Below are 25,367 nucleotides of genomic sequence, written 5' to 3' on the forward strand. Positions count from 1 at the left end.
GGAGGCGGCCGATGACCGCCACCATGGACTGGTCCGAGTTTGCGGCGAAGGCGTTCGAGGGCCGCGACGTGTTCGGGCTCCTTGGCTACGTGCCGACTCCGAAGCAGCGCGAATTCCATGCCGCGACCGAGTTCGACGTCCTGTACGGCGGCGCGGCCGGGGGCGGGAAGACGCGGGCGCTCCTCATGGACGCGATCCGGGACTGCGATCAGTACCCGGGACTCCGTGTCGGCGCGTTCCGGCGGACGTACGGCGAGCTGAAAGAGTCGCTGATCGCCGAGCTGGCGCAGGTCGAGTTCGCGCAGGCGTTGGGGGCGCGCTGGAACGGTACGGAGTTCGAGCTGAAGTTCGCTAACGGCAGCTTGATCATGTTCCGGTACGCCGAGAGCGTTCAGGACGCCACCAGGCGCCAGGGCGGGCAGTACCAGAAGCTGCTGTTCGACGAGCGCACCCTGACACCGCCCGACGTCGTCAGCTTCCTGGAGACCCGGCTGCGGTCCGGCCGCCGCGACATCCCCGTCCTCGGCATCCGCTCGGGCACGAACCCTGGCGGGGCCGGACACGGAGCGGTAAAAACCCGCTACATCAAGCCGACGAACTACGGCAAGAAGGTCATCACCGACGCCCGCAACCGCACCGTCCGCTTCATCCCCTCGAAGCTGTCGGACAACCCGCACGTCAACCCCGAGTACGCCGGCGACCTCCAGGCCCTCGACGGCAAGCTCCGCAGCGCCTTTCTGGACGGTGACTGGGACGTGTTCGCCGGCCAGATGTTCCCCGAGCTCAAGCGCGACCGGCACGTCGTCCAACCGATCACCCTGCCCGCCTCGTGGAAGCGGTACAACGGCGTCGACTGGGGCTTCAGCGCCCCATGGGCCGTGCTCTGGGCGGCAGTCGACGAAGACGGCCGCGTCTGGGTCTACCGCGAGATCTACCAGCGCGGTGTTGGCGAAGCTGATCAGGCCAAGCAGATCCTCGCCGCCGAGACGGCCGACGAGCACGTCGCTGTCCGGTTCGCCGACGACGCGATGTGGGCCACCCGCGGCGACGCGAAAGCAATCTCCGACGTCTACGCAGAGAACGGCGTCCACCTCACCCAGGCAGGGAAGGGCGACGGCAGCCGTGTGACGGGCTGGCAACGCGTCCGCTCCTACCTCAAAGAAGGCCCGGCGTGCCCGCACCACCGGGCGCAGGGCTGGACCACCTGCCCGATGATCCACCTCTTCAACACGGTCACCGAGCTCTACCGCGAGCTCACCGACCTGCCACATGCCACCAAGGGCAACCCGGAAGACGCCGACACGACGGCCGACGACCACGCCTCGGACGGCCTCCGCTACCTGCTGACGAACCTCGGCGCGGGCCCGGAAATGGTGATCCTCGACGAGGCGCCGACCGAGCCGATCGCCGACGCCTTGCAGCCGCTGGGAATGACGATGGCCGTGCGCCCGGACTCCGGGGCTGCGCCGGATGACGCCTGGTGGGCTGACGATGACGACACGCCGCGTGCGGGGAGGACGGTGGAATCCCCGTGGGGCTGAAGAGTTGGTGGCAGGGCCTGCGCGCCGAACCGGAAGTGCTGGAGCGGGCGCCCGCGCAGGGCAAGCTGCCGGAGCGCACCGGCTACGAGTTCGGGATCGGCCCGGGCGGCCTGACCGAGAGCAACCAGGGCCTCGGCGCGGGCACGCAGACGGACCGCCGGTCGACGCTCGACCAGCTCTACCAGGCGTACTTGGCCTGCCCGTGGGCCTGGGCGTCCGTGAACGCGATCGCCCGCACGATCACAGCGGGCGGCCTGGTCACGGACTGGGACAACGACGACGGCGAGGGCGACCAGGAGACGCCGGACAAGCCGGCCGAGGTGAAGCTCCTCGAAGGCATGCTGGCGTACTGCAACCCGCGGGAGAACATCCGGCAGATCCTCCGCTCGGTGGTCGTCGACCTGCTGGTGTTCGGCGACGCGTACATCGAGGTCGTGTGGATCGGCTCCCAGCCGGTCGCGCTGTACTCGCTGGACTGCCCGAGCATGATGCCGATCGCCGACGAGCACGGCAACGTCACCTCGTACGTGCAGGTGACGGAGATGGGGCAGCGCGCCACGTTCGAGCCGCGCGAGGTCATCCACATCTCGCTGGACTCGCCTCGCAGTTCGGTGTTCGGTGTGTCGCCGACGCAGGCCGCGTTGCTGCCGATCACGGGGTGGCTGTTCGCTGCGGCGACGACGAAGGAGATCTTCCGGAAGGGCGCTCCTCCACAGCTGTGGATCGACCACGCGTCGAGCACGTCGGCGGCGGAGATCAACCGGTGGAACGCCCAGTACCAGGCACGGAACGTCGGCCCGAGGAACATCGGCAACCCGATCAACACCAAGGGCGGCGCCAAGGTCGAAGAACTGGCGCAGTCCCGGACGATGGACTACCTCAAGTACCTGGAGCAGAAGCGGGACGAGATCATCGCCTCGTACGGTGTGCCTCCGGCGAAGGTCGGGATCATCGAGTCCGGGAACCTGGGTGGCGGTACGGGGGAGTCCCAGGACCGCACCTTCATGATCAACACTTGTCAGCCCATCGCCGAACTCGTCCTCGAAGCCCTCAACTTCGCCCTGGCCAAGGCCGGATTCGGAGTGACCGGCTGGCGCCTGAAATTCCGCGACATCGACATGCGGGACAGCAAGACCGTCGAGGAAATCCGCGACCAGCGACTCCGCAACGGAGCCTGGACCCTCAACCGGTACAGGGCCGACATCGGCGAACCCGCCGTGGACGGCGGCGACCAGCCGATCCTCATTGACCACGAGAACCTCGTCAGCTGGGCCGACATGGACGCGGCGTCCAAGGCGTCGATCGCCTCCAAGCTGAAGGGCACCGCACTGGATCCGGCCGAGCCGGTCCAGGGCGAGCCGATCGGCGTGGAGAAGCCGGAACCGGCCCCCACGCCGCCGCAGTTGGTGCCGTTCGCGGGCGGCGCGCCGCCGGAATCGGACGACGACAGCGCCCCGGACGACGACCTGCCCGAGGAATCGGCCCGGGACGTGTACCGGCGTCGGCTCCGCGAGGCGCTGGCCGCGCTCCCTGGAGGGATCGATGAGCGAGCAGCCGCCTGACCCGCCGCCGCAGCCCGTCCAGCCCCCGGATCCGCCCGGGCATCCGCTCCGGGCGAAGGACGTGACCGCGCTGATCAAGAAGAGGGTCGGATGATCGACATCCAGGATCTGAAGAAGATCGAGATCCAGCCGGGCGACGCCTTCGTCGTCCAGTCCGACCAGGGCATTACTGCGGCCGAGGCGCAGCGCCTGAAGGACGCCTGGGCCAAGTTCTTCGGTGACGTCCCGCTCTTCATCCTCTCCCAAGCCAAGCTGGTCCAGCTCAGACCCGTCAGCACCACGGACGGCTGACCCGCAGGGGGTGACCGTGGCGTCTCCGGACTACTCCGACGGCTGCATGATCGCCCTCTACCCCCCACCCGAACTCGCGCAGGCGCTCGCAGTCGACGACGGTCTCCCGGCAGAGGAAATGCACGTCACTGTCGCCTACCTCGGTGACGCCGCCGACGTCGACGGTGACGCGCTCCGCGAGATCGTCGCAGCTCTCGCCGAGCGCCAGCCGTTCACAGCCCAGCTCGCCGGACACGCCCGGTTCACGGGCGGCGACAAGGACGTCATCGTCGCCCTCGTCGACTCGCCTGACCTCGAAGACCTCCGCCGAGACACTCTCGACGCCCTCCAGGAACGCGGAATCCAACCACCGCGCGACCACGGGTTCACAGCCCACCTCACGATCACCTATCTCGACCCCGACGACGAGGCCCCCCTCGACCGACTCGGCGCGCAGCAGGTCGAGTTCACGGCCATTGCCGCCGTCCACGGCACCGACCGCACAGACCACACGCTGGAGCATCCGATCACCGGGCCCGCGCGCGAAGCCTTCGCCGCCGGCTGGGCACTGTCCGGCGGCCCGATGACCGAGCGGGTGAAGGCAGCCAGCACCGCCGCCGTCCAGACCGCGATCGAGCGCGCGAACGACCCGCACATCCTCGAAGTCACCATCGACCTCGGCCGCCTGGAAGGCATGTGGGCCAAGCTGTTCGGCCGCCGCGAGGAGAAACAGGCCGAGCACACCAGGCTCGTCACCGACGCCTGGCGGGACCTCATCAACCGCGACGCCGTGACGGTCATGGTCGACCGGTTCCGCAGCCAGGCCAACCTCACCGAAGGCGTCCGGGACTTCCTCAGCGACGCGCTCGCCGCCGCCCGCAGCATGCTTGGCGCGCTCGCCGACCTCACCGGCTGGACCAAGGTGCGCCAGACGATCCGCGACGCCATCGCCGCCGGGAACGCCGAGGGCATGGTCAACGCGGTGGCCATCGCCGCCGAACGTGCAGCCCTCCTCGGCCTGGACTGGAACCTCGCCTTCAGCGACGCCTACGAATCCCTCGCCCGCCTCGACGAACTGTGGGGCAACGCGGACGGCTGGCTCGGCCGGACAGTCGACCGCGCGGCCGACGACCTCGGCAAGGCCCTCTCCCAGGCGGCAGAGGACGGAGCCTCCCGCGACGAGATGATCGACGCCGCCATGGACATCCTCGCCTCCGAGGACGTCGACGCGGTCGCCTTCGTCGTCGACTGGGCGATGACCGCCGCCGCCGACGACGGCGCGCTGCGCCTCTACCGCTCCGAGGGCGTTCAGCAGATCGACGTCATCACCGCAGGCGACGGCCGCGTCTGCGAGAGCTGCATCGACTACGAGGCCGGAAGCCCCTGGCCGACGCTCGACGTGCCCCGACTGCCCACCCATCCCGTCTGCCGCTGCTGCTACGCCGCGGCCATGTCCCTGTCGAATTTCGCGAGCTGGTTCGCATGAGGAGGCTGCCGTGAGCGGCGCGCACTACCCTTCCGCCCGCACGCTGTGGACCCTCGCGGGCAACGGCGTGAGTACCACGCTGAGCGGCGCCGGATCGGCGAACAGCGGCTCCATCAACATCACCGACGTCGCGGACCTGTGGCTCGCCGTCTACGTCGCAGGGACCTCGACGGGCACCACCCCCACCCTCGACGTTCAGATCGACGTCCAGGACCCAGCCGGGAACTGGTTCGCCCAGGTCGCCAAGACCGTGCAGCTCACGAGCAGCCCGAACTTCACCAACACGTCCTGCGGCCTGCACATCGGCGGCCTCGGCTCGATGGTGCTGCCGAACATCTGCCGCGTCGTGTGGACGGTCGGCGGCACCAACCCGGTCTTCCCGCAGGCCGCGATCTCGCTGATCGGGAGGTGACCATGGCTGCTCGCATCGGCACGATCTCCGGCATCGCCCTCGTCCCCGGCGTCTCCCGCAACGGGCGCCTCTACTCCGCCGAGAGCATCGGCCGGGCCTGCACCCGGGCCACTGCGCGCATCGACGAGAGCGGCGCACCGCTGACGATGCTCACCCACCACGCGGCCGACGACGACTCCACCCAGATCGTCGGCCGGCTGACCTCGCTCGTGCAGCTCGACGACGGGCGCGCCCGCTACACGGCCGACCTCGCCGACACCGAAGAGGCGCGCACGATCGCCAACCTCGTGGACGACACCGACGGGCCGCCCTACCTCGACGGTGTTTCGATCCGCGGCGCCTGGGTCGGCAAGGTACGGCGGCAACCGGGCCCGGACGGGGTGCAGGTGGAGACGGCCGACGACCTGGAGATCGACGGTCTCGACTTCACTCGGAAGCCCGGCGTGATCGGCGCGCGGGTCGAAGGCTTCACCCGCGAGGGCACCAGCGCCCCGGCGGAGAACGCGCCCGAGGGACGGGTGCTCATCACCGAGTCAGTACAGGAGGCGCTGGTGCAGACCACCATCGACGAGGCCGACGCTGGGACGGGCGACGCGCCGCCGTCCGGCGACGGGCCGTACGCCGATCCCGGCTACCAGTCGGACAAGAAGAAGCGGTACGACCTCTCGACCAAGGCAAAGGCCAAGGCCGCTTGGTCGTACATCGGCCAGGCGGACAACGCCCGCCTCTACTCGTCCGCCCAGCTCAAGCGCATCAAGCAGCGCATCACCAAGGCACTCAAGGCCTTCGGCGTCACGGTCGCCACGCAGGAGGGCTGGCTGATCGAGCCCGCCTCCGCGGTGAGCGAGACGCTCGCCGAGTGCTGGGGCATGGACTCCAAGGACGCCGGCAACCTGTACGTCAGCCTCACCAACGGGCCGACGACGGTCACCGTCTCCTCGTACTCGCTCGACCCCCACGATCTGGACGCCGTCGGCCGTGCAGCCATGGCGGGCGCCGTGCAGGCCATCATCGCCATCGACCCTGACCTCGACGCCGACGTGGACGTCCCCGGGCAGCCCGGCGACGACACCCCGGCGGCGAGCGCGGCCGGCGCGGTGTGCCCGTGCGGCTGCGGATGCGCGGTCCCGGACACCCCCGGCGGCTGCCCGTGCAAGTGCGCCGCCGGTGACTGCCAGCACTGCATGGGCGAAGACGACGGCGACGCGACGGAGTCCGCCCCCACACAGACCTCGGCGCCGGAGACACCGGCCGCCGACAACCCCACCCGAGAAGAAGAGGAGGGGCCCGCCATGGCGGAGTCCACCACCCAGGCGGCCGAGACCGCTGCCGTCCCCGCCGCTGGTGGGGTCCACCTGTCCGACGCGCAGTTCGCGCAGCTCCTCGACCGCATCGCACCGCCTCCGGTGGCGCCCGCGGCTGCGACAGAGTCCGCGCCGGCCGAGCAGGTCGCCGAGACTCAGGTCGCGGCCACCGAGGTCACTGAGACCGAGGACCAGCGCATCGCTCGCCTGGTCGCAGAGGGCGTCGCCGCAGCGCTGCCTAAGGCGATCCAGGAGCACGTCGCCACCACCGGCGGCCCGGCCCGCAAGGGCCTCGTCCCGCAGGTCTCCGAGACCGCCGGGGGCGCGGCCGACGCGCAGACCCTGCCCGAGGGCGCGCCCGACAAGCCGCTCCACGAGTACACGCCGGAGGAGTGGAGCAAGCACATCGCCCCCGTGACCACCGGCGCGATCTTCCAGGGCCGCTGACCTCCGACGCCCCAGGCGTCCCCTGAACCACCCTGACCGCCAGCAGTCTGCTGGTGCCGACACGGCAGTGATGGTCGCCCAGCCCCGCCGCACCCCCTTCGTGCGCGGGGCTTCGCCATGTCCCCACCAGCCCAAAGAGGCATCAGCATGAGCACAAACGAACTCCGCGAGGCGCTGACCGCCTCCGGCGCATCCCCGCTTGTCCCCACGATCGTCGACCCGATGCTGCTGGAGTACCAGCGGCGCTACTCCCCGCTGGTCCGGTCGATCCCGACCACCAAGTGGGACTCGACGGTCTACTACTTCAACCAGCGGACCGCCCGCGCGGCCGGCGGGTTCGTCACGGACGGCGGCGCCCGCCCGGTCTCCAACTCCACGTACGTGCAGAACTCGTACACCATCCGCAACATGCAGGCCGTGGGCGCCGTCACCGGCTACGCCCAGGCCGTCACCAAGGGCCTCATCGGCGACCTGAAGCAGCAGGAAGTCGAAGGCGCCATCCAGGGCCTGTACTGGGACATCGAGACCGCCATCCTCTGGGGCAACCAGGGATCCACCTCGCTCGGCGCCTACCCGCAGTTCGACGGCCTCGACACCCTCGCGTCCACGTTCTCCGGCAACAGCCAGAACGCGATCGACATCAACGCCGCGATGTCGCTGGGCACCCTGGACCGCCTCATCGACATGGTCGAGCAGCAGTCCGCGATGGGCGTCTACGACTCCCAGTGGATGCTCGTCATGAGCTCCACCGCAGCCTCCAAGGTGTCCCAGCTGCTTCAGGCTCAGCAGCGCTTCCAGGGACAGATCCAGGTCGCGGCCGGCCTGAACGTGCCGTCCTACCGGGACATCCCGATCATCAAGACGTCGTTCCTGTCCGCCCGGTCCTACGGCATGGGCACCGTCACCACGGGAACCGCCACCACCGGCGGCACCCTCGCCGCGGCCACGTACTACTACCAGATCGTCCCGGTCATCGCCCGCCAGGGCGAGATCCTCCCCTCCACCGAGGTCTCCCAGGCCACCACCGGCAGCACCAGCACGGTCACGCTGTCGTTCTCGACGCCGACCGGCCTCGACGGCTCCCAGCCCAACCTCTACAAGGTCTACCGCAGCACCAGCACGGGTGCGGAGACCCTCCTCGGCTACGTCGACGCCTGCGTCGGCCTCGCCGCCGACGGCGTCACCCCGGTGCTCACCACGAGCATCGTCGACGACGGCACCAAGCTCACCCCGAAGAACGGCTCCACCGTCCCCGCCCAGGGTCCGGCCGCCTACGTCGGTACCAACTCGTCGGCGAAGCCGTCCGCCACGGGCCAGGAGTCCATCTACCTGATGGCCCGCGACAAGAACTTCGTCACCCGCCCCTACGTGCGCGAGCTGTCCCCGCTGGACGTCTACCCGACCACGTCGGGCCCCGACCAGCTGCCGTTCGCGATCGCCTCGGACACCTGCCTCGCCGTCCGGGCCCCGAAGTTCCTGGGCCGCGCGGCCCGCGTCACCACCACCCTGTCCAGCTGACCCCTGTGCGGCGCGCCACCCCGTCCGGGTGGCGCGCCCGCACCCCTACCGTGAGGAGTGCAGAGCATGGCTCTCATTCGAAAGGCCGCGGCCGGCTCCGACTCGTACGGCCACGCCTGGCCTGAGGACGGCGCCGTCATCGAGATCGACGACCCCGAGCAGATCGCCTCCCTGATGGCGATCCCCGACGGCGGCTTCAGCGAGGTCACCCCGGCCGACAGCGAGGACGACGACCCGCCGCAGGTGCCCGAGGACGACCCGGACCCCAAGAAGGAGCTCTCCGAGGTCGACCCGAACGCGCCCGCCGACGAGCCCGTCTCCAAGCCGCCGGCGAAGAAGGCCGCAGCCCGCAAGCCCGCCGCGTCGGTCCAGGAGTAGCCCGTGGCCGCGGACTCACCCATCCCGCTCGCCACCAGTGCGGACATGCAGGGCGGGCAGTTCGCGGACCTCGTGCGCGACTACGCCGCCCCGGAACTCGACCAGCTCATGGTCGAATCCACCCGCGTCTGCGAGGGCATCGCCGGCCGCCGCCTGGCGCCGTTCACCGGCGTCCCGGAGACGCACCGGGCGACGGGCATCGACCCGGACGAGTACACCGACGCCGCGAGCATGCCGCTCGACCTCCAGGGCACACTGGGCCGTTCCTACTCGGATGCCCTCGGCCCCGGGGACCAGGTGCGGCACTGCTGGCTCAACGAATTCGCCCCTCGCTACCCGGAGATGTGGACGTACGCCAACCTCCAGGTGACGATCCTCCGCTCCTACGGCGGGACATCGGACCTGGCCCCGGCGAGCATCCTCGGCGCCGAGCCCGACAGCGGGCACATCTGGTTCACGCTCGGTACGTTCCTGCCGCTCGGCTCCTTGATCCGCCTGACCTACGACGGCGGCTACACCACCACACCGGCTGACCTGGGCCGTGCCTGCAAGCTGCAGGCAGCAGTCCTCGTGCTCGCTGAAATCGACCCCGGCGGCAACCAGTTCGGCCACGACCCGGGAGCCCTGTCCGCCCAGGCCGAGAAGATCCTCTGCCGCTACCAGCCGAGCTGACGGGAGGTCGCGGTGAGCTCAGCGGACGCAGTGTCTCGCGAGACGGCCTGGCTGCAGGCCTACGACGTGAACGACGGACTGCCCGGCCTGCTCAAGACCAACGGCGGCCCGTTCGACGTGGTGCAGGCATACGTGCCGAGGACCGGCGCGCAGCGGCAGTCGCGGCTGTACGTCACGCGGCCCAACCTGCGGGTGGAGTCCTTCGGCTTCAACCGCAAGATCGACCACCACATGTTCCTGCTCCGCCTGTACTGGCCGCAGTCCTCCTCGTCGGGCCAAGCCGAGTCCGTGCAGCAGGACTTCGACGACGCAGTCGCCCTGGTCGTGCAGCGCATCTCCGGTCTCTTCGGCGACAAGACCCACGGCGCGAGATTCCTCAGCGTCGCCGAAGACCCCAGCTCGATCGACGTGCAGTTCGCCGACCCGGAACAGTCCATGCAGGCCCGCTCCGAACTCACGGCGACCATCACCTACCGCGCGGACGACAAGGACTACACCTCCTGACCCGCCGCCCTTGCGCTTCCCCTTCTCCGGCCCCGGCAGCGGGGCCTTTCTCATTCCCCGCCCCGCCGCAGGAGTTCACCGTGCCCCAGGAATCCACCGCACCGCCGCCCGTCCGGCAGCGCAACACCACCCCCTACCCCTACAGCGTCGCCGAGACCGAGGCCCACCCGGCCTACGCCGTACTGCCGGGCGACGTCGCCGAGTTCCCCGCACTCCTCGACGGCTGGACCGCCGTCGGTGACGAGCCCGAGCCGGCCGCCGACGACGCCGCGGCCAAGCCCCCCAGGAAGCGCGCCGCCGCGGCGGACACCGACACGAAGGACGGAGGTGACCCGCGGTGACGCTGCTGTCCCGGCTCGGATACGTGGGCCTCGCCAAGGAGGTCACCCAGGGCACCTGGGTGACGCCCTCGTACTACCTGGCCTGCACGAAGATGGACTTCGAGGTCTCCTACGACCAGCTGCGCGACGAGTCCTACCGCAACAACGACTCGAACCTCCAGGGCCTCTACCAGGGCGCTGGCGACAGCTCGGTGGACCTGGAGTTCAACGGCTACCCGGACGCGCTGGGCTACGCACTGCGGATCATCGGCCCGGACACCGTCTCCGCAGGTGTGTCGACCACGCTCTCTTCGTCGACCACGGCGGGCGCGACGTCGATCAGCGTGGCGGCCACGATCCCCGCAGGCTCCACGATCATGATCGATACCGGGTCCAAGGTCGAGTTCGCGACCACGGGCACCCCCACCGGTTCGGGCCCGTACACGATCCCGATCAGCGCCCCCGCGACCGGCCTCACCTACGCCCACAACTCCGCTGTCGCCGTCGTGTCGCAGACCACGCACACCTTCAAGCAGAGCGCGACCGCAGCGAAGCCGACGTACTCGCTGACCCAGTCGAACGTGCTCGAGGCGTGGGGCTACCCCGGGCAGATGCTGTCCGACGTACAGCTCAAGGTCGACCCGAAGGGCATCGTCACCTGCGGCGCCAAGTACATCGGCTGGATCCCCGCCATCCAGGCGGGCCCGTTCACCCCGGCGTTCGCGCAGCCGGCGCCGCTGCTGGGATGGCAGTTCGCCATGACCAACGCTGGCGCCTCGTCGACCCGTGGCCTGTCCTACGACATCACGCTGAAGCGGCCGGTCGAGGCGATCCACGCGTCGAACGGGACCCAGCAGCCGCGCGAGGTGTTCTCCGGCGTCCTCGACGCGGACATCACCTACAAGGCGATCTACGAGAACGACACCGACTACAACCTGTACCTGCAGGCCCTGCAGAACAACCCGACGTCGATGTCCCTCGTGCAGCCCGTCGGCGCCGGCGTCGACGCGGCCGGATCCGCGCTCTCCATCACCACGACCCAGGGCGGCTGGTCCAAGGGCAAGCCCGAGGTCGGCGGCACCTACGTCACCGCCGACTTCAGCATCTCCGGCATCTACAACGCCACCGACAGCGGCAGCGTCCAGGCCGTCCTGAAGAACTTCGTCAGCACCGCGTACTGACGACTCATCTCCCCGGCCGTGCCCGTGCGTGAGGGCGTCACGCGCGCGGCCGGGGTCTCACGCCCTCAACGCCCTTATCGCGCAAGGAGAACCCTCGTGTCCGGTTACACCAATCCGTACGTCCTGCTCACCTTCCCGGAACTCGGGGAAGACGTCAGCGTGCTGATGAAGAACCCGCAGCTACTGCCGCCGTCCGAGATCCAGCCGGAGGATGTGCCCACGGACGAGGACGGGCAGCCCAAGGATCCGCAGGAAGCTCAGATGGCGATGTACCGGGTGATGGCCCGGCTGATCGTCGCCTGGAAGGTGTACGAAGCGTTCAACTCGGAAGTGCCCGTCGAGGTCGATCCCGAGGCCGATCCGGCCGAGCTGTTCGAGACCCTCGGCGCCGGAGAACAGCAGCGCCTCGGCAAGGTCACAGCGGACAACGTCGGCCGTCTCCCGCTGGCCATCATCAACCGCATCGGTGAGGAGGTCGGCCGCGTTGCGGACCCTCGGTAGGCCCGGGCTCCCCGTACTACGAGGAAGTCCTCCTCCCGGTCGAGTCCATCATCGAGGGCACGTGGGGCAGCGACAGTAGTCCGGCAGAGTGGGCCGACTTCGTCCTCATGCGCCGTATGCACTGGTCGTGGGAGCAGCTCCAGCAAACACCCGCCTACGTGCGGCGCTACACCCTCGACTTCCTCGGCATGATCGCCACCCACGAGGAGCAAGAGGCCGAACGCGAGCGATTCAAGGCGGAACGCCAGGCCCGGGGGTGACGCCATGCCAGAGCTGCGTCCCGGGAGCTTCACCGCGGTCTTCGCGCGCCTCGACGAGCACGGCCGCGTCCGGGGCCGCATCGCCCTCGAACCGGTCGCCCTCGCGATCGAACGGCAGGCGAAGATCAACGCCTCCGTCGGCGCCCACCGGCCGCGAACACCGACACCGGCCCGCCCAGGCACCGGCCCCGCCGTGATCTCAGGCACCCTGCGGCGCTCCATCACCCACAGCCCGATCATCCAGACCGGCACCGGCTGGACCACCCGCGTCGGCACCGGGGTCGGCTTCACCCCGCCCTATGGCAAGACCCCCGCCAACAAGTACGGGCTCTACCTGGAAACCGGCCTCAAAAACGGGGCCACCTACCCCTTCCTAGCGCCCGCCTACCGCTTCGTCATCCACACCGTGGCCCCGCAGATCTACCGCGCCGCCTACGGAACCGGCTGGAAGCACGTCATCTGACCAGCCAACACCCCGCCTGATCAACGCAATGGAGGTGGGGCATGGCAGAGGTCGCCGACCTGTGGGTCACCCTGCGCGCCGAGACCGCACCCTTCACCCGCGGCATGCGCCGGGCCTCGGAGGAAGGCGAATCCTTCACAAGCCGCATGGGCGGCGCCTCGGCGATGCTCAAGAAGCTCGGCGCCGCCACCACCCTGGTCGGCGTCGGCTTCGTCGCCTACGGCGTGAAGGCCGCCGGCGACTTCCAGCAGAAAATGAACCTGCTGGTCACCGCCTGCGGCGAGTCGACGAAGAACCTCAAGAAGGTCTCCGACGGCGTCCTGTCCCTCGCCCGGGAGACGGGCACGTCGACCGACGAACTGTCCGACGGCATGTATCAGGTCGAGAAGGCCGGCTACCGAGCCGGGGACGGCCTGAAGGTCTTGAAGGCCGCGTCGCAAGGTGCACGCGAGGAGGGCGCGAGCCTCAAGGACGTCACCAACGCCATGACGAGCGTCATGGCGAGCTATCACCTCAAGGCGAGCGACAGCACGAGGGTGATGAATGCCCTCAAGACGGCCGCCGGTGAGGGCAAGATGACCATGGAGGAGTTCTCGGGCAGCCTGTCCACGGTCATCCCGATCGCCTCCGCCAACAAGATCTCGTTCGGTGAGGTCGGCGGCGCGATCGCCACCCTGACTCAGCACGGCACCTCCGCGCGCGAGGCGACGCAGGAACTCTCCTCCACGATCCGCCAGTTGGCGGCGCCGAACGCAGTCGCCGTGCAGGAGATGCAGCGCCTCGGCCTGTCCTCCACGGACGTGTCCACGAAGCTGGGCAAGCGCGGCCTCACGGGGACGCTGGACCTGCTGTCCCAGACGGTGCTCAGCAAGATGGGCAAGTCCGGCACGCTCCTGCTCTCCACCTTCAACCAGACCAAGCAGGCGTCGGCCGACCTCAAGACCATGCTCGGCTCGATGCCGAAGTCCGTTCAGGGCATGGCCACGAGCCTGTCCAAGGGCGCCATGTCCGTCGGCGACTACAAGAAGGCGATCAAGAGCCTCCCGGCCGACCAGAACGCGATGGGCGCCCAGTTCCTCGCCCTCTACCAGCGCTCGCACGGCTTCAACGACGCACTCAAGAGGGGCGGCCCGGCAGCCCAGACGTACACCGAGGCCATCAAAAAGATGACGGGTGGCGCCATCGGTCTCAACACGACGCTGCAGCTCACAGGCGAGTCCTCCGCCGGGTTCAAGGACCGCGTGGACAAGGTCTCCGAGTCCTTCAACCACGCCTCGAAGGACGTTGAGGGCTGGAAGATCACCCAGCAGTCCTTCAACGTCCAGATGGGCCGCCTCAAGGAAGCCGTCACCACGGCCGCCATCACCGTCGGCACCAAGCTGATCCCGGTCATCCTCAAGGTCGTCACCTTCTTCGAGAAGCACAAGGCGGCCGCAATCGCGCTCGCCGCGGTCATCGGCGGAGTGCTGACGGCAGCCGTGATCAGCTTCGCGACCGGAGCGGTGATCGGCGCGGTCAAAGGCATCGGCGACCTCGGCAAGGGCCTCATGGCCGCATCGAAGGCCGTGAAGGCCTTCGCTCTGTCCGAGAAGGTCGCTGCCGCAGCCTCGAAGATCTTCGCTGCCGGTCAGGCACTGGTGAACGCCGTCATGGACGCGAACCCGATCGTCTTGGTCGTGATCGCGCTCGTCGCTCTCACTGCTGGACTGATCTACGCCTACAACCACTGCGCACGCTTCCGGCAGATCGTGCAGTCGGCGTTCGCCGGGGTGAGGACCGCCGCTGTCGCGGTTTGGCACGCGCTGCAGGCAGTGTGGACCGGCATCGTCGGCGGAGTCACCTCGCTGTGGCACGGCATCGTCGGCGTCTGGCAGCGCATCGCGGCAATCACCAGCGTCGTGTGGGGCGCGATCGCAGGGTTCTTCAAGAAGTGGTGGCCATTGCTCTTGGTCATCTTCGCCTTGCCGATCGCCATCCTGGTCGCCATCTGGAACCACTGGCACACCCAGATCACGAGCGCCTGCCAGACCGCCTGGAATGCCATCCTCGGCTTCCTCAAGGGCTGCTGGGACGTGATCAAGGGCGCCGCATCCGTCGTCTGGGCCGTCATCGCCACGGTGATCATCGAGCCGATGATGGGCGTCTGGCACATGCTCCAGTCGGTCTGGCACACCATCTCCGGCTGGCTCAGCTCCGCCTGGGGCGCCATCCGAAGCGCCGCCGCATCCGTCTGGGGCCGGATCTCGTCGGCCATGAGCGGACCGGTGAAGTCGGCCTGGCGCACCATCTCCTCGACGATGGGCCAGGTCAAGGACGTCATCGGCAACAAGCTCAACCAGGCCTGGAGCGCAGCGAAGAACTGGGGCAGCAAGTTCCTGTCGATCGGCAAGAGCATCGTCATGGGCATGGTCCACGGCGTAGCGAACGCCGCCGGCGCGCTGTTCGGCGCGCTGAAGCATCTGGCCAGTAGCGCGCTCGACAAAGCCAAGTCGTTCCTCGGCATCAACTCGCCGTCCAAGCTGTTCGCCGACCACGTGGGCAGCTCCATCCCCGAGGGCATGGCCAAGGGCGTCACGGACCATGCCCACCTCGCGCACGCGGCCATCCGCGGCACCGCGAACGGGATGGTCTCCGAGGCCCAGAAGACCCTCGGCATCGCCAGCCCCTCGAAGGTCTTCCGCAACATCGGGATCTACCTCAACGAGGGCCTGATCGAGGGTCTGACCGGGAGCACGGCCAAGGTCAAGGCAGCGACGAAGCGGATCGAGACGCTGCTCATCCAGACCTTCAACAAGGTCTCCGACCTGCGCGGCAACAAGAAGACCCGCCACTGGGCGATGACGCACGAGTCGACGCTCAAGCACCTCGAGAAGTATGCGAAGAAGGAGGACACGCTCCTGCGCCGCCTGGCGACGAGGAGAGACCAGGTCGCCGTCAAGCTGAAGGCCGCGCAGAAGGCGCTCACCGCAGTCCAGAAGCAGTGGAACGACGAGGTCAAGAGCGTCTCGCAGGGGGTCATGCAGGGCTTCTCCATCGTGACGGAGGCGCCGCAGGAGGGGTTCGCCCTGTCCGCGCAGGACGTCGTCAACAAGATGCGCGACCAGATGTCCAAGGCCGTGAACTTCGCGGACCAGCTCCGCGCCCTGCAGAAGAAGGGCCTGAGCAGCGACCTGGTCGCGCAGATCGCGGCGGCTGGCGTCGACCAGGGCGGGGCCACGGCGGCCGCACTGGCCGGGGCGTCGAAGGGGCAGATCGACCAGATCAACGCGCTCCAGAAGACGACGAAGGGTGCCGCTGACAGCGCGGGCAAGGCTGTTGCGGACTCGATGTACGGGGCCGGGCTCCGGTCGGCTCAGGGCCTGGTGAAGGGCTTGCAGTCGCAGGAGAAGGCGATCGAGAAGCAGATGATGAAGATCGCCAAATCCATGCAGCGTGCCATCAAGCACGCTCTCGGGATCAAGAGCCCCTCGACGGTGTTCGCGGCCATCGGCCAGTGGATCCCCCGCGGACTCGCGGCCGGCGTCAAGGACCACACCCATCACGCCACCAACGCCGTGCACAAGCTGGCGAACTCGGTGGCGAGCGCAGGGGCGGGCGCGGGGCGCGGACTGGCGCTGGCGGGAGGAGGCGGGGGCGGCCAGGTGGTGCACCAGCACTTCACGTTCCACGTCGAGGGCAACATCCGCACGATCGACTCGCTGGCCAAGGACATGGAGGCGGCGTTCCTGCGCCGCGGCGCCCGTAACCCGCTCACCTACACCCAGTACAGGCGCTGACCCCAACCCCACGATGAGGGCGCCACCGGGCGCCAGATAGGCGGCACCCGGTGGCGAACCCCAAACTCAGCCTGCTCACCGACGCGTTCACCACGGCCGCGATCAACACCGGCCTGTGGAACAACATCACCGCCGGATCCGCAACGCTCGACACCGTCAACGATGTCGTCGCCCTGGCCATCCCCACAGCGTTGGGCGGCATCAACGTCTTCGGCACCACCAGCCTCTACGACGCCACCAACTCCAGCCTGTCCGCACAGATCGGCGTCGCCCCGAACGGCAACGGCGGCACCAAGAGCATCATGCGCGTGCGCCTGGACTCCAACAACGCCGTGACGATGAGGGTCGAGAGCGGCGTCTTCAAGCAGACCATGCAGATCGGCGGCACGCTCACCTCGGTCACCCTGCCGACCTACGACCCCCACCAGCACCGCTGGTGGAGGATCCGCGAGTCCGGAGGGTCGTTCTACGCCGACACGTCCCCGGACGGCCTGAACTGGACGAACCAGTCCAGCATGGCCTACTCCTGGTCGGCGGCCGCGCTCACCGTGCAGTTCGAGTCGCAGGCCTCCGTGACCGAGGTCTCCGGCAACGCCACCGCGATCAGCAACATCAACACCCGGCTCGGCGGCCAGTTCAACCCCAACTGGCCCCTGATCGAGGACGCCTGGGGCCCGTACTGGAACAGCAACGGCGGCGATTCGCCGAGCGACCGCTTCGTGGAGATCACTGACCGGACCCGCGACAGTGTCACGGTCAGCCGCGGCCGCCAGTACGAACTCGACCAGGTCCGCTCGGGTGAGGCAGGGCTCACGCTGGCGAACACGGACGCCGCCCTGGACCCGCTGAACGCGTCCGGACCGTGGTTCGGGCGAATTTCTCCGTACCAGCCTTACCGTCGACGTGCCCAGTGGCCGCCGACGCGGAACTTGTTGGACCAGGTGATGGCTACCGCCGGAGACCTCGGCGGGTACAGCCTGGGCGTCATCCCCGCGGGCACGTCCGGCAGCGACATGACCTTCAGCGACCCAAATGCCAGCTTCGTAGCCTCCAGCTCGGCGTGGCAGGGCGGAACCGTCATCCAGAACTCCGTCACCTCTGGACTCACCGCCACAACGCGCCTGGTGCACACCCCACGCTGGTCCGCGATTCCCGGGCAGACGTACACCCTTACGATCCGGGTCAGGAACGTCACCGCCGCCACGTCGCTGTCCGTTCAGGCGTTCATCGGCTGGTACACGGCCACCAGCGTCCCCACCACCCCCAGCAGCTTCAACTACGGCAGCGCCACCGCCCTGACCGGCTCGACGACCGCAGGGTGGACCACCCTCACCGTCACAGCGACCGCCCCCGCGACCGCCGCCGGAATGGACGTGGGAGTCGCGCTCGCCTCCACCGCAGCCGCGACCGCGAGCATGCAGATCGACGGCTGGCAGGCGGAGAAGGGCTCGGTCGCCACGCCGTGGACGTGCCCCGGCGTCTGGTTCCCGATCTACGCCGGGTTCCTCGAGCGCTGGCCGTCGTCCTGGAACATGTCCGGTACCTACGGCCTGGTTCAGCCGACCGCCGTTGACGCGTTCTCCCTGCTGTCGCAGAAGCAGCTGTCCGACCCGCTCACCCAGGAGATCAACTCCAACAGCCCGCGGTTCGTGTACCGCCTCGACGACCCGGCCGGCAGCACGAGCGTCGCCGACTGGACCGGCAACTGCCCACCCGCGCAGCTCGCCATCAGCAAATACGGCGCAGGCAGCCTGACATTCGGCAACGCGATCACATCCACCGACGCGACCGGCACGTACACCGGCTCTGGCGGCGGCACCGTCGCCACGATCAACAACGCCAACCCGGGGGCCGCGCTCACCGGGAACGCGACCTTCATCAAACTCACCTCGGCAGGCATCGTCGGACCGACGGACCCGACCGCCTGGACGCGCGTCCTGGCGTTCCGCTACACGGGTCCGGCGATTACGTCCGGCGCCTATCTGTGGACCTGCATGGACAACCAGCGCTCCGGCGGCGTCCCTTCCGGCAGCCATATTTACGTTCTTCTGGACACCACCGGAAAGCCTCTGGTGTGGGTGCAGGGCCCCTCCGGCGCCGGAACATCGACGTATTTCGGTGGCGCCACGAACTGCGTGGACGGCAACTGGCATCTGCTGATTTTCGGCTACAACCAGGCCACTCAGCAGATCCTTGCCAGCCAGGACGGTTCGCCCGCCGCCTACCTCGGCAGCATCCCCACCAACAACACCCCGACCGGGCTGGTCAGCGACAATCTCGGCGCATTCGTTGACGTCACCGTCGGCAACGGCACAGCCTTCAATTTCAAGGGCGACATTTCCTTTGCCGCTGAATTCCCGGCCATGCTCACATCCGGAGCAGCGATCACCAACCTCTACACGGCCTGGAAATCGGCCTGCGCAGGAGAATCCACCAACGCCCGCTACGCTCGAATTCTCCGCTACGCCGGATACACCGGCCCGTCCACGCTTCAGACCGGCCTGACCACCAGCATGGGCCCGGCCAACCTTGACGGCCAGGATGCGGTCAGCGCCCTCCAGGCGGTCGCGGACACCGAAGGCGGCGAGCACTTCGTCGACAAGGCGGGCAGCGTCCAATTCAAGGCCCGCAGCGCCCGCTACAACGCCACCACCCCGGTCTACACGTTCGGGGAAAACACGGGCGCGGGGGAGTGGCCCTACGAGGACATCACCCTCGACTACGACTCCACCCACCTGTCCAATCAGGTCACCGTCACACAGGAATCCGGCGGGCAGAACTTCTACGCCCAAGACGCCACCTCCGCGTCGAACTTCTTCCCCCGGACGATGAGCCGCACCATCAACTCCTCGTCCAGCCTGGAATGCCAGGACGCCGCGAACTACCTCCTCAGCAGGTACAAAAACCCGGCAACCCGCGTCTCCTCCATCAAACTGCACCCCTCCGCAAATCCCGCAATGTGGCCCGTATGCCTGGCCCTCGAACTCGGCATGCGAATCCGAGTCATGCGCCGGGCCCCCAACGTGCCTGCGACTCAGGTGGAGTGCTTCCTCGAAAACCTCAGCTGGGACTTCGGCGACAACGGCGACGCAACGCTCACCCTGCAATGCAGCCCGGCGGACCTCACCCCGTACGGCATCGTCACCGCCTGGCACACCACCCTCCACACCACGATCGCCTCAGGCGTCACCAGCATCAGCATCGACGCCAGCGCCGACAACGTGAACCCGCTCGCCGCCCAGCTCGCGGCCGGCGACCAGATCGTCCTCGGCCAGAACACCGCCAACCAGGAGACCGTCACCGTCTCCGCCGTCGGCGCCACCTCGTCCGGCTGGACCACGGCCACGATCACCTTGACCGCGGCCACCACCAAGGCGCATACGGCGGGCGACATCGTCTGCGACGTCCTCCCGGCCGGCACGACGGACCCCACGACGTGGGACGCCGTCGGCCGATTCGACTCGGTCGCCTTCTCCTACTGACCCGTTCCGGGCCCGCGCGGGCCCTCTTCCCGTCTGGAGGTCCCGCGTGGCCCGTACCGTGCCTGTCGTCGCCACCGAAGTGCCCGGCAACTTCATCAGCGCCGCCCTGTGGACGGCCCAGGTCTCCGCGACCATGAACTTCCTGATGGGCACCGGCACCAACGGCGTGCCGCGCTTCCGCGGCTACCAGACGTCCGTCCAGTCCCTGGCCGACAACACGTGGACCTCGCTCACGCTGGACACCGAAGCGTTCGACAGCGACAACGGGCACAGCACCTCGACGAACACCAGCCGGTACGTGGTCCAGGTCGCCGGAACCTACGCCGTCACGGGCGTCGCCGCGTTCGCAGCGAACGCCACCGGCAACCGCGCCGCCCGCATCGCCGTCAACGGCACGTCGATCGCCGGCTCCTTCGTGAAGACCCTGGCCGCCACCGCCTCCCACTCATCAGGCGTGGCCACCCACGCCCAAGTCGCCTGCGCCGTCGGCGACTACATCGAGGTCATGGGCCTGCAGACATCCGGCGCCGCACTGAACACGTCTGCCGCCAGCGACGTCGCGTGCGCCATGGGCGTCTGGTGGATCTCCGGCTGACGGCCCCCTCTCATCTGTCCGCACATCGTGCGGCTCCAGTCCCCGCCCTCGCGAAAGGCGCCCTCGTGGACCAACCCGACGGCCGGCACCCGGCCACTACACACCTGCTCCGCTACTTCGAGTACGGCCATCTGCCCGAGAGGCTCCAGCAGTTCAGCGCACCGTTCGCCGCCCTCGCGCACGATGTTGGCGCGTCGCTGCCCGATGGGCCCGAGCTGACGGCCGGGCTCCGCAAGCTCCTTGAAGCGAAGGACTGCATCGTCCGCGCCGCCGTCGACCAGTTGCTCGCCGAGGCCTCCCCCTCCGACACGGCGGGGGAGGGCACACGATGACCGCACCGAAGTACGGACGCCGGGCACCGAAGCAGGCCCGCGCCCTCTCGCTGTCCCGGATCCTCACGGGCACCGTTCCGGCCCACCCGGCGGCCGCCGACTACCTCGCGCGGCTCGCCGCCTGGCAGATGCTCGGCAACGACGCCGCGGGGGACTGCGTCGCCGTGACGTGGGCCAACGTCCGCCGCCTCGTCTCCTCGATCGCCGGTGCCGAGCGGTACCCGACCCAGGACGAGGTGTGGGCGCTCTATCGCACCCAGAACCCCGGCTTCGACCCGAACGGCACCGCTGACACGAACGGCCCCGGCTCGGACCACGACCAAGGCATGGTCATCCAGACCCTGCTGGAGTACCTCGTCAAGCACGGTGGCCCCGACGGCGTGAAGGCCCTGGCCTTCGCCAAGGTCGACCCGTCCAGCCCCGACGAGGTCAAGGCCGCGATCTCGATCTTCGGGTTCGTGTGGACGGGCGTCGTCGTCCAGAACGCCAACATGGACGACTTCAACTCCCGCCGCCCGTGGGACTACCACCGCTCCAGCCCGGACGACGGCGGCCACTCCGTCATCACCGGCGGCTACGGCGCCGGCGGGGCGGGGCCGCTGGGAGGCGACGAGCGCTTCATCACCTGGGCCGAGGAGACGTCGTTCACCGACGCCTACTGGCGGCGGAAAACGGAAGAGGCATGGGTCGTCATCTGGCCCGAGCACCTCGAGCACCCCGCATTCCAGGAGGGCGTCGACCTGGCCGCGCTCGCCGCCGACTACACGGCCCTGACCGGAAAGCCGTTCCCCGGTGTCGTCCCCAGCCCGACCCCTCCTCCGACGCCCACTCCTTCTCCGACTCCTGACCTGGATCCTCGGCTGGTTCAGGCGTGGCAGTCGATGAAGGCGTGGGCCAAGGACAACAACGTCGGCTGACCAGCCACACCCTCAAGCCCCCACGACGCTGGGGGCTTTCGCATGCCCGGGAGGGCTCATGACGACAGCGAATCCCGACTGGCGGCGCCTCGTCGACCACGTCCAGACCATCCCCGAGAAGATCTACGAGACCTGGAACACCCGCGACGGCTGGGACAACCACACCCCGTTCGGCGTCGAATACGGCTGGGACGGCGTCGCCTGGTGCATGGAATTCGACTGGTGCATGTTCCACGACGTCGGCCTCGACGCCATCGTGCCGAAGACGGCATCCGTCGCCGTCATGACGGACTACGCCAAGAAGCACGGCGCCTGGAGCGAATACCCCTCGATCGGCGCCCTGGTCAATTTCTCGCAGTCCGGGCACACCGAGATCTGCGTCGGCTTCGACAAGGACACCGTCTACACCAAGGGCGGCAACAGCCTCCAGGTCGGCGCCGAGGACCACGGCCAAGGCAACGGAGTCTGGAGCCACGCGACGCCCCGCCGCGCGGCGAAGGTGGTCGGATACTTCGCGCCCGCGTTCCCGGACGGTGTCTGTCCGCCCACCGCGGATCCTGCCGACCCGCGTGGCGGGAAGCCCGTCGAGTCCTGGCGCTGGGCGCCGCCTCCAGTCGTCGAGCCGCCCAAGAAGCCCGCGCCGGCCCCGGTCCTTCCGGCGTTCCCTGGCCGGGACAAGTTCGTCCTCGGTGCCCACAACGACCACGCGTTCCAGTTGCAGAAGTGGCTCGACAAGGGCGACTGGGGCCCGAAGTACCAGGTCGGGCCGTCTCGGACGATGACCGCCGTCGACCTGCAGAAGGTGGCGGCGCTCCAACGGCACTACCTGTCGGAGCTCGGCCCGGCCGACGGCAAGTGCGGCCCCCTCACCTGGCGTTACGCGTTCGAGGTCGCCCACGGCCTCCGCAAGAAGTAGCCCACACCCCCACCCCCAGAATCGAGACCACCATGCGGATCTTCGGAAGAGAACCCATCTACTTCCTGGCGCTCATCGCCGTGACGCTGAAGCTCGTCGCCGCCTACGGTGCGGGCGTCTCCGTGGAGGAGCAAGGCGCCATCATGGCCGTCCTCTCCCTCATCGTCGCCGTCGTCAACGCGATCGTCCTCAAGACCGGCGCCGTCGCCGCCGCCATCGTGAACTTGGCACAGGGCGTGCTCAGCCTGTTCCTCGCCTTCGGCCTGCACATGGCCGCCCATACACAGGCCCTGTGGATGCTCGCCGTCGAGTCCGCCGTCGCCCTCCTCATCCACAACCAAGTCACCGCCCCCGTGCCGCCGCTGCCGGTCGAACAGCGCAGCCCCCTCGACCGGGCGGCCTGATGGTCAGCCTGGCGCGGTGCGCGTCGCGCCGGCTGGGCTACCGGGGCGCCGCACTCCTCATCTGCGGCGCGGGCTGGATCAACTGGGGCCTCAGCCTCACGATGGACCCGCGCTACGGCACAGCCCGCGGAGCATCGGCGCTGACCGCCATCCCCGGCGCGTCGATGACCGTCTGGGGGTGGATCTGGATCACCTCCGGTGTGGTGTGCTGCGCCGCGGCCGTGTTCCCCGCACGCAGGGACTGGTGGGGGTGGGCTGCCGCAGTCGGGATGCCCGTGGTGTGGGCCGCCGCCTACACCTCGGCCCGGGCGCTCGGCCAGTTCCCCCAGGGGCTGTCATCGGGGCTGACCTGGCTGGTGTCACCGGGCCTGGCAACCGTCGTGGCCGTGTCGACGCGCCGGCTGGTGTACCAGCGACGGGAGTGCAAGGGGCTGATCTGGGAGAACAGCGAGCTGCGGCGGGAGGTGGCCAGCCTGCGGCGTGCCGTCGACCCGCCCGAACGAGGGGCAGGCATCCATGAGTAGCGGCACGTTGTCGGGGCTGGCCTCTCTGATCATCGGTGGTCTGGTGTCGATCGCCGTGGCATGGATCTCCAGGCCGAAGGCACCGCCCGGGCCGCCGGTACAGGAGCGGGTTCAGGACCGAGCGTTGGAGGGCGCAGATCTGACGACGGTCCCGGGCCTGGCTGCTGTGCTGGTGGAGCAGCACACGCGGATCTCGGAGCTCGAGGACCGCGAGGAACAGGCGCGCGAGCACGCGTCGATGCAGGACCGGGTGATCGCAGCGCTGCGCCGGTATGTGCTGGTGTTGCAGGAGACGGTACGGCGAGCCGGGACGGAGGTTCCGGAGCCGGCCGACGAGGACGCCCGACTGATTCAAGGCTGATCCGGCCCCCGCTGCCCATGGGCAGCGGGGGCCATTTCGTGCGTTACCTCATCAGAGTTTCTTCCGTTCTAACCCCTGACTGGCGCCCGTGCAGCCGCTACCGTTCCTGCATTCGGACCAGGGCTGAGGGGCACAGATAGCGTGTGGGATGCTCGCATGGCTGGTAGGGGCTTCAATTTGACGTATGAGCGCTCGAAAGGGGGTGAATCATGAGCTTCCCGGTTGATCTCACAGCAGCACTTACAGGCGCATCCGTAGCGCAGCTGCACAACTGGAGACGAACAGATCTCCTCGTACCAGAGGTACAGGACAATCCCGTCCGGTACTCCTTCCGAGACGTCGTCGCACTCAGGACCTTCGTGTACCTGCGCAGCAAGCTGCCACTCCAGCGCATCCGCAAGGCCATGGACCAGCTGCGCAAGTGGGACCTGACCGAGCACCCCGCCGCCTACGTCCTGGTTACAGAAGGCGACTCCGTCTTCCTCGTGCAGGAAGAGCGCACCGTTGACCTCGTCCGCCACCCCGGCCAGGAAACGATCTTCAGCCTCGCCAACGTCTTTGCCCCCTTCGAGAACATGCAGGGCCGGAACGTCGCAGACTTCCGACGCCCCCGCCCCAACCTCGAGGTTAAGGAAAACCGACTCGGCGGCTGGCCAACCATCCAGGGAACGCGCGTGCCCTACGATGCCGTGGCCAAGCTGGTCGCAGGCGGCGTGGAACCGGCAGAGGTGAAGCGCTTCTACCCCAGCGTCGAGGTACCTGGCGCCGCTGATGCCGCCGACTTCCATCGGGAAGTCGTGCAGATCGGAGGCCGCGCTGCATGAGGTTCTTCCTGGACGAGAACGAGACGCCGGCCATCCTCCCGCCGCTGAGAGCAGTGTTCTTCCATCACGAATTCGTGACCGCCCTCGACGAGGGCCTGTCAGGAGTCCTGGACAGAGAACTGATCCAAGAGGTCAGCGCACGCGGCTTCGACGCGATCATGACCCAGGACCGCAACCAGCTCTCCATCAGGGAAGAGCGGGACGCGCTGATAGAGACCGGGCTCCACTGGATCGGTCATCGCCAGCCCGATGCCGATGGCCTGCTCTACATCGTCAACTCGACCGCGGCCTACCTGGCAGCCATGCCCCATGTTCTGGAAGAGATGAGCAGCGTCACGGGCGCCCACGCCTTTCACGTCCGCAACCTGCCCCTCCAGAAGGGGCAACGTGTCACGGTCAGTCGACTGAAGTTCTAGT

Annotated in this window: 26 protein-coding genes; all 26 read left to right on the forward strand. The window is 68.6% G+C overall.

The genetic code is table 11. From position 1 onward, the window contains the following. The first annotated feature begins 11 nt into the window (after nt 1-11). The 26 genes from IO36_RS04790 (at nt 12) to IO36_RS04910 (ending at nt 25,366) form a co-directional block, all read left to right on the forward strand. The gene (locus IO36_RS04790; protein WP_037616437.1) at nt 12-1,541 is read left to right on the forward strand and encodes a terminase large subunit domain-containing protein; all 1,530 of its coding nucleotides are present in this window, start codon (nt 12-14) and stop codon (nt 1,539-1,541) included. Further along, nucleotides 1,532-3,103 (forward strand): phage portal protein, encoded by a 1,572-nt coding sequence (locus tag IO36_RS04795; protein WP_037616440.1) that lies wholly within the window; start codon nt 1,532-1,534, stop codon nt 3,101-3,103. Before IO36_RS04790 ends, IO36_RS04795 begins: the two co-directional genes overlap by 10 nt. Before the next feature lie 90 nt (nt 3,104-3,193). Further along, complete coding sequence (locus IO36_RS04800; protein ID WP_037616442.1) at nt 3,194-3,394, forward strand: hypothetical protein; 201 nt, start codon at nt 3,194-3,196, stop codon at nt 3,392-3,394. Between the two features lie 16 nt (nt 3,395-3,410). Then, nucleotides 3,411-4,859 carry a 2'-5' RNA ligase family protein gene (locus IO36_RS42910; protein ID WP_158997224.1) on the forward strand — a complete coding sequence of 483 codons (1,449 nt, stop codon included), beginning with the start codon at nt 3,411-3,413 and terminating at the stop codon, nt 4,857-4,859. 10 nt (nt 4,860-4,869) lie between these two features. Continuing rightward, complete coding sequence (locus tag IO36_RS04810) at nt 4,870-5,271, forward strand: hypothetical protein (RefSeq protein ID WP_037616444.1); 402 nt, start codon at nt 4,870-4,872, stop codon at nt 5,269-5,271. A 2-nt stretch (nt 5,272-5,273) separates the two neighbouring features. Next, entirely contained in the window at nt 5,274-7,022 is a 1,749-nt protein-coding gene (locus IO36_RS04815; RefSeq protein ID WP_037616445.1) for a DUF6582 domain-containing protein, read from the forward strand. 147 nt (nt 7,023-7,169) lie between these two features. Beyond that, nucleotides 7,170-8,540: an SU10 major capsid protein gene (locus IO36_RS04820; protein WP_037616447.1), complete on the forward strand. Its 1,371-nt coding sequence runs from the start codon at nt 7,170-7,172 to the stop codon at nt 8,538-8,540. A gap of 66 nt (nt 8,541-8,606) precedes the next feature. Next, a complete protein-coding gene (locus tag IO36_RS04825) occupies nt 8,607-8,918 on the forward strand; it encodes a hypothetical protein (RefSeq protein WP_037616448.1) in 312 nt (103 codons plus the stop codon). Nucleotides 8,919-8,921: 3 nt separating this feature from the next. Beyond that, nucleotides 8,922-9,590 (forward strand): hypothetical protein, encoded by a 669-nt coding sequence (locus IO36_RS04830; protein ID WP_037616451.1) that lies wholly within the window; start codon nt 8,922-8,924, stop codon nt 9,588-9,590. A gap of 12 nt (nt 9,591-9,602) precedes the next feature. After that, complete coding sequence (locus IO36_RS04835; protein WP_158997226.1) at nt 9,603-10,094, forward strand: hypothetical protein; 492 nt, start codon at nt 9,603-9,605, stop codon at nt 10,092-10,094. 80 nt (nt 10,095-10,174) lie between these two features. After that, nucleotides 10,175-10,435, forward strand: coding sequence for a hypothetical protein (locus tag IO36_RS04840; RefSeq protein WP_037616455.1), 261 nt, complete (start codon nt 10,175-10,177; stop codon nt 10,433-10,435). Further along, nucleotides 10,432-11,595, forward strand: coding sequence for a phage tail tube protein (locus IO36_RS04845; RefSeq protein ID WP_037616458.1), 1,164 nt, complete (start codon nt 10,432-10,434; stop codon nt 11,593-11,595). Before IO36_RS04840 ends, IO36_RS04845 begins: the two co-directional genes overlap by 4 nt. A gap of 96 nt (nt 11,596-11,691) precedes the next feature. Then, nucleotides 11,692-12,096 carry a hypothetical protein gene (locus IO36_RS04850; protein WP_037616460.1) on the forward strand — a complete coding sequence of 135 codons (405 nt, stop codon included), beginning with the start codon at nt 11,692-11,694 and terminating at the stop codon, nt 12,094-12,096. A 116-nt stretch (nt 12,097-12,212) separates the two neighbouring features. Continuing rightward, nucleotides 12,213-12,356 carry a hypothetical protein gene (locus IO36_RS46700; RefSeq protein ID WP_158997228.1) on the forward strand — a complete coding sequence of 48 codons (144 nt, stop codon included), beginning with the start codon at nt 12,213-12,215 and terminating at the stop codon, nt 12,354-12,356. Nucleotides 12,357-12,360: 4 nt separating this feature from the next. Then, on the forward strand, nt 12,361-12,819 hold the full coding sequence (locus tag IO36_RS04855) for a hypothetical protein (protein ID WP_037616463.1): 459 nt from the start codon (nt 12,361-12,363) through the stop codon (nt 12,817-12,819). Between the two features lie 41 nt (nt 12,820-12,860). Then, a complete protein-coding gene (locus IO36_RS04860; RefSeq protein WP_037616465.1) occupies nt 12,861-16,595 on the forward strand; it encodes a phage tail tape measure protein in 3,735 nt (1,244 codons plus the stop codon). 50 nt (nt 16,596-16,645) lie between these two features. Beyond that, nucleotides 16,646-20,077, forward strand: coding sequence for a hypothetical protein (locus tag IO36_RS04865; protein ID WP_037616468.1), 3,432 nt, complete (start codon nt 16,646-16,648; stop codon nt 20,075-20,077). A gap of 46 nt (nt 20,078-20,123) precedes the next feature. Further along, nucleotides 20,124-20,672, forward strand: a complete 549-nt coding sequence (locus IO36_RS04870; RefSeq protein WP_037616471.1) for a hypothetical protein — start codon at nt 20,124-20,126, stop codon at nt 20,670-20,672. Between the two features lie 65 nt (nt 20,673-20,737). Beyond that, nucleotides 20,738-21,004, forward strand: a complete 267-nt coding sequence (locus IO36_RS04875) for a hypothetical protein (RefSeq protein ID WP_037616473.1) — start codon at nt 20,738-20,740, stop codon at nt 21,002-21,004. Then, nucleotides 21,001-21,921: a hypothetical protein gene (locus IO36_RS04880; RefSeq protein ID WP_037616475.1), complete on the forward strand. Its 921-nt coding sequence runs from the start codon at nt 21,001-21,003 to the stop codon at nt 21,919-21,921. The genes IO36_RS04875 and IO36_RS04880 overlap by 4 nt, the downstream gene beginning before the upstream one ends. Before the next feature lie 58 nt (nt 21,922-21,979). Then, on the forward strand, nt 21,980-22,837 hold the full coding sequence (locus IO36_RS42915) for a hypothetical protein (protein ID WP_051900002.1): 858 nt from the start codon (nt 21,980-21,982) through the stop codon (nt 22,835-22,837). A 32-nt stretch (nt 22,838-22,869) separates the two neighbouring features. Further along, nucleotides 22,870-23,241, forward strand: coding sequence for a hypothetical protein (locus IO36_RS04890; protein ID WP_037616477.1), 372 nt, complete (start codon nt 22,870-22,872; stop codon nt 23,239-23,241). Beyond that, nucleotides 23,241-23,765, forward strand: coding sequence for a hypothetical protein (locus IO36_RS04895; RefSeq protein WP_037616479.1), 525 nt, complete (start codon nt 23,241-23,243; stop codon nt 23,763-23,765). Before IO36_RS04890 ends, IO36_RS04895 begins: the two co-directional genes overlap by 1 nt. Continuing rightward, complete coding sequence (locus tag IO36_RS04900; RefSeq protein ID WP_037616480.1) at nt 23,758-24,126, forward strand: hypothetical protein; 369 nt, start codon at nt 23,758-23,760, stop codon at nt 24,124-24,126. The genes IO36_RS04895 and IO36_RS04900 overlap by 8 nt, the downstream gene beginning before the upstream one ends. A 209-nt stretch (nt 24,127-24,335) precedes the next feature. After that, nucleotides 24,336-24,950 (forward strand): DUF433 domain-containing protein, encoded by a 615-nt coding sequence (locus IO36_RS04905; protein WP_037616482.1) that lies wholly within the window; start codon nt 24,336-24,338, stop codon nt 24,948-24,950. Next, a complete protein-coding gene (locus IO36_RS04910; protein ID WP_037616484.1) occupies nt 24,947-25,366 on the forward strand; it encodes a PIN-like domain-containing protein in 420 nt (139 codons plus the stop codon). Before IO36_RS04905 ends, IO36_RS04910 begins: the two co-directional genes overlap by 4 nt. Nucleotide 25,367 lies beyond the last annotated feature (1 nt).

The sequence above is a fragment of the Streptomyces aureus genome (assembly GCF_000725495.1).
Lineage (GTDB): Bacteria > Actinomycetota > Actinomycetes > Streptomycetales > Streptomycetaceae > Streptomyces > Streptomyces aureus_B.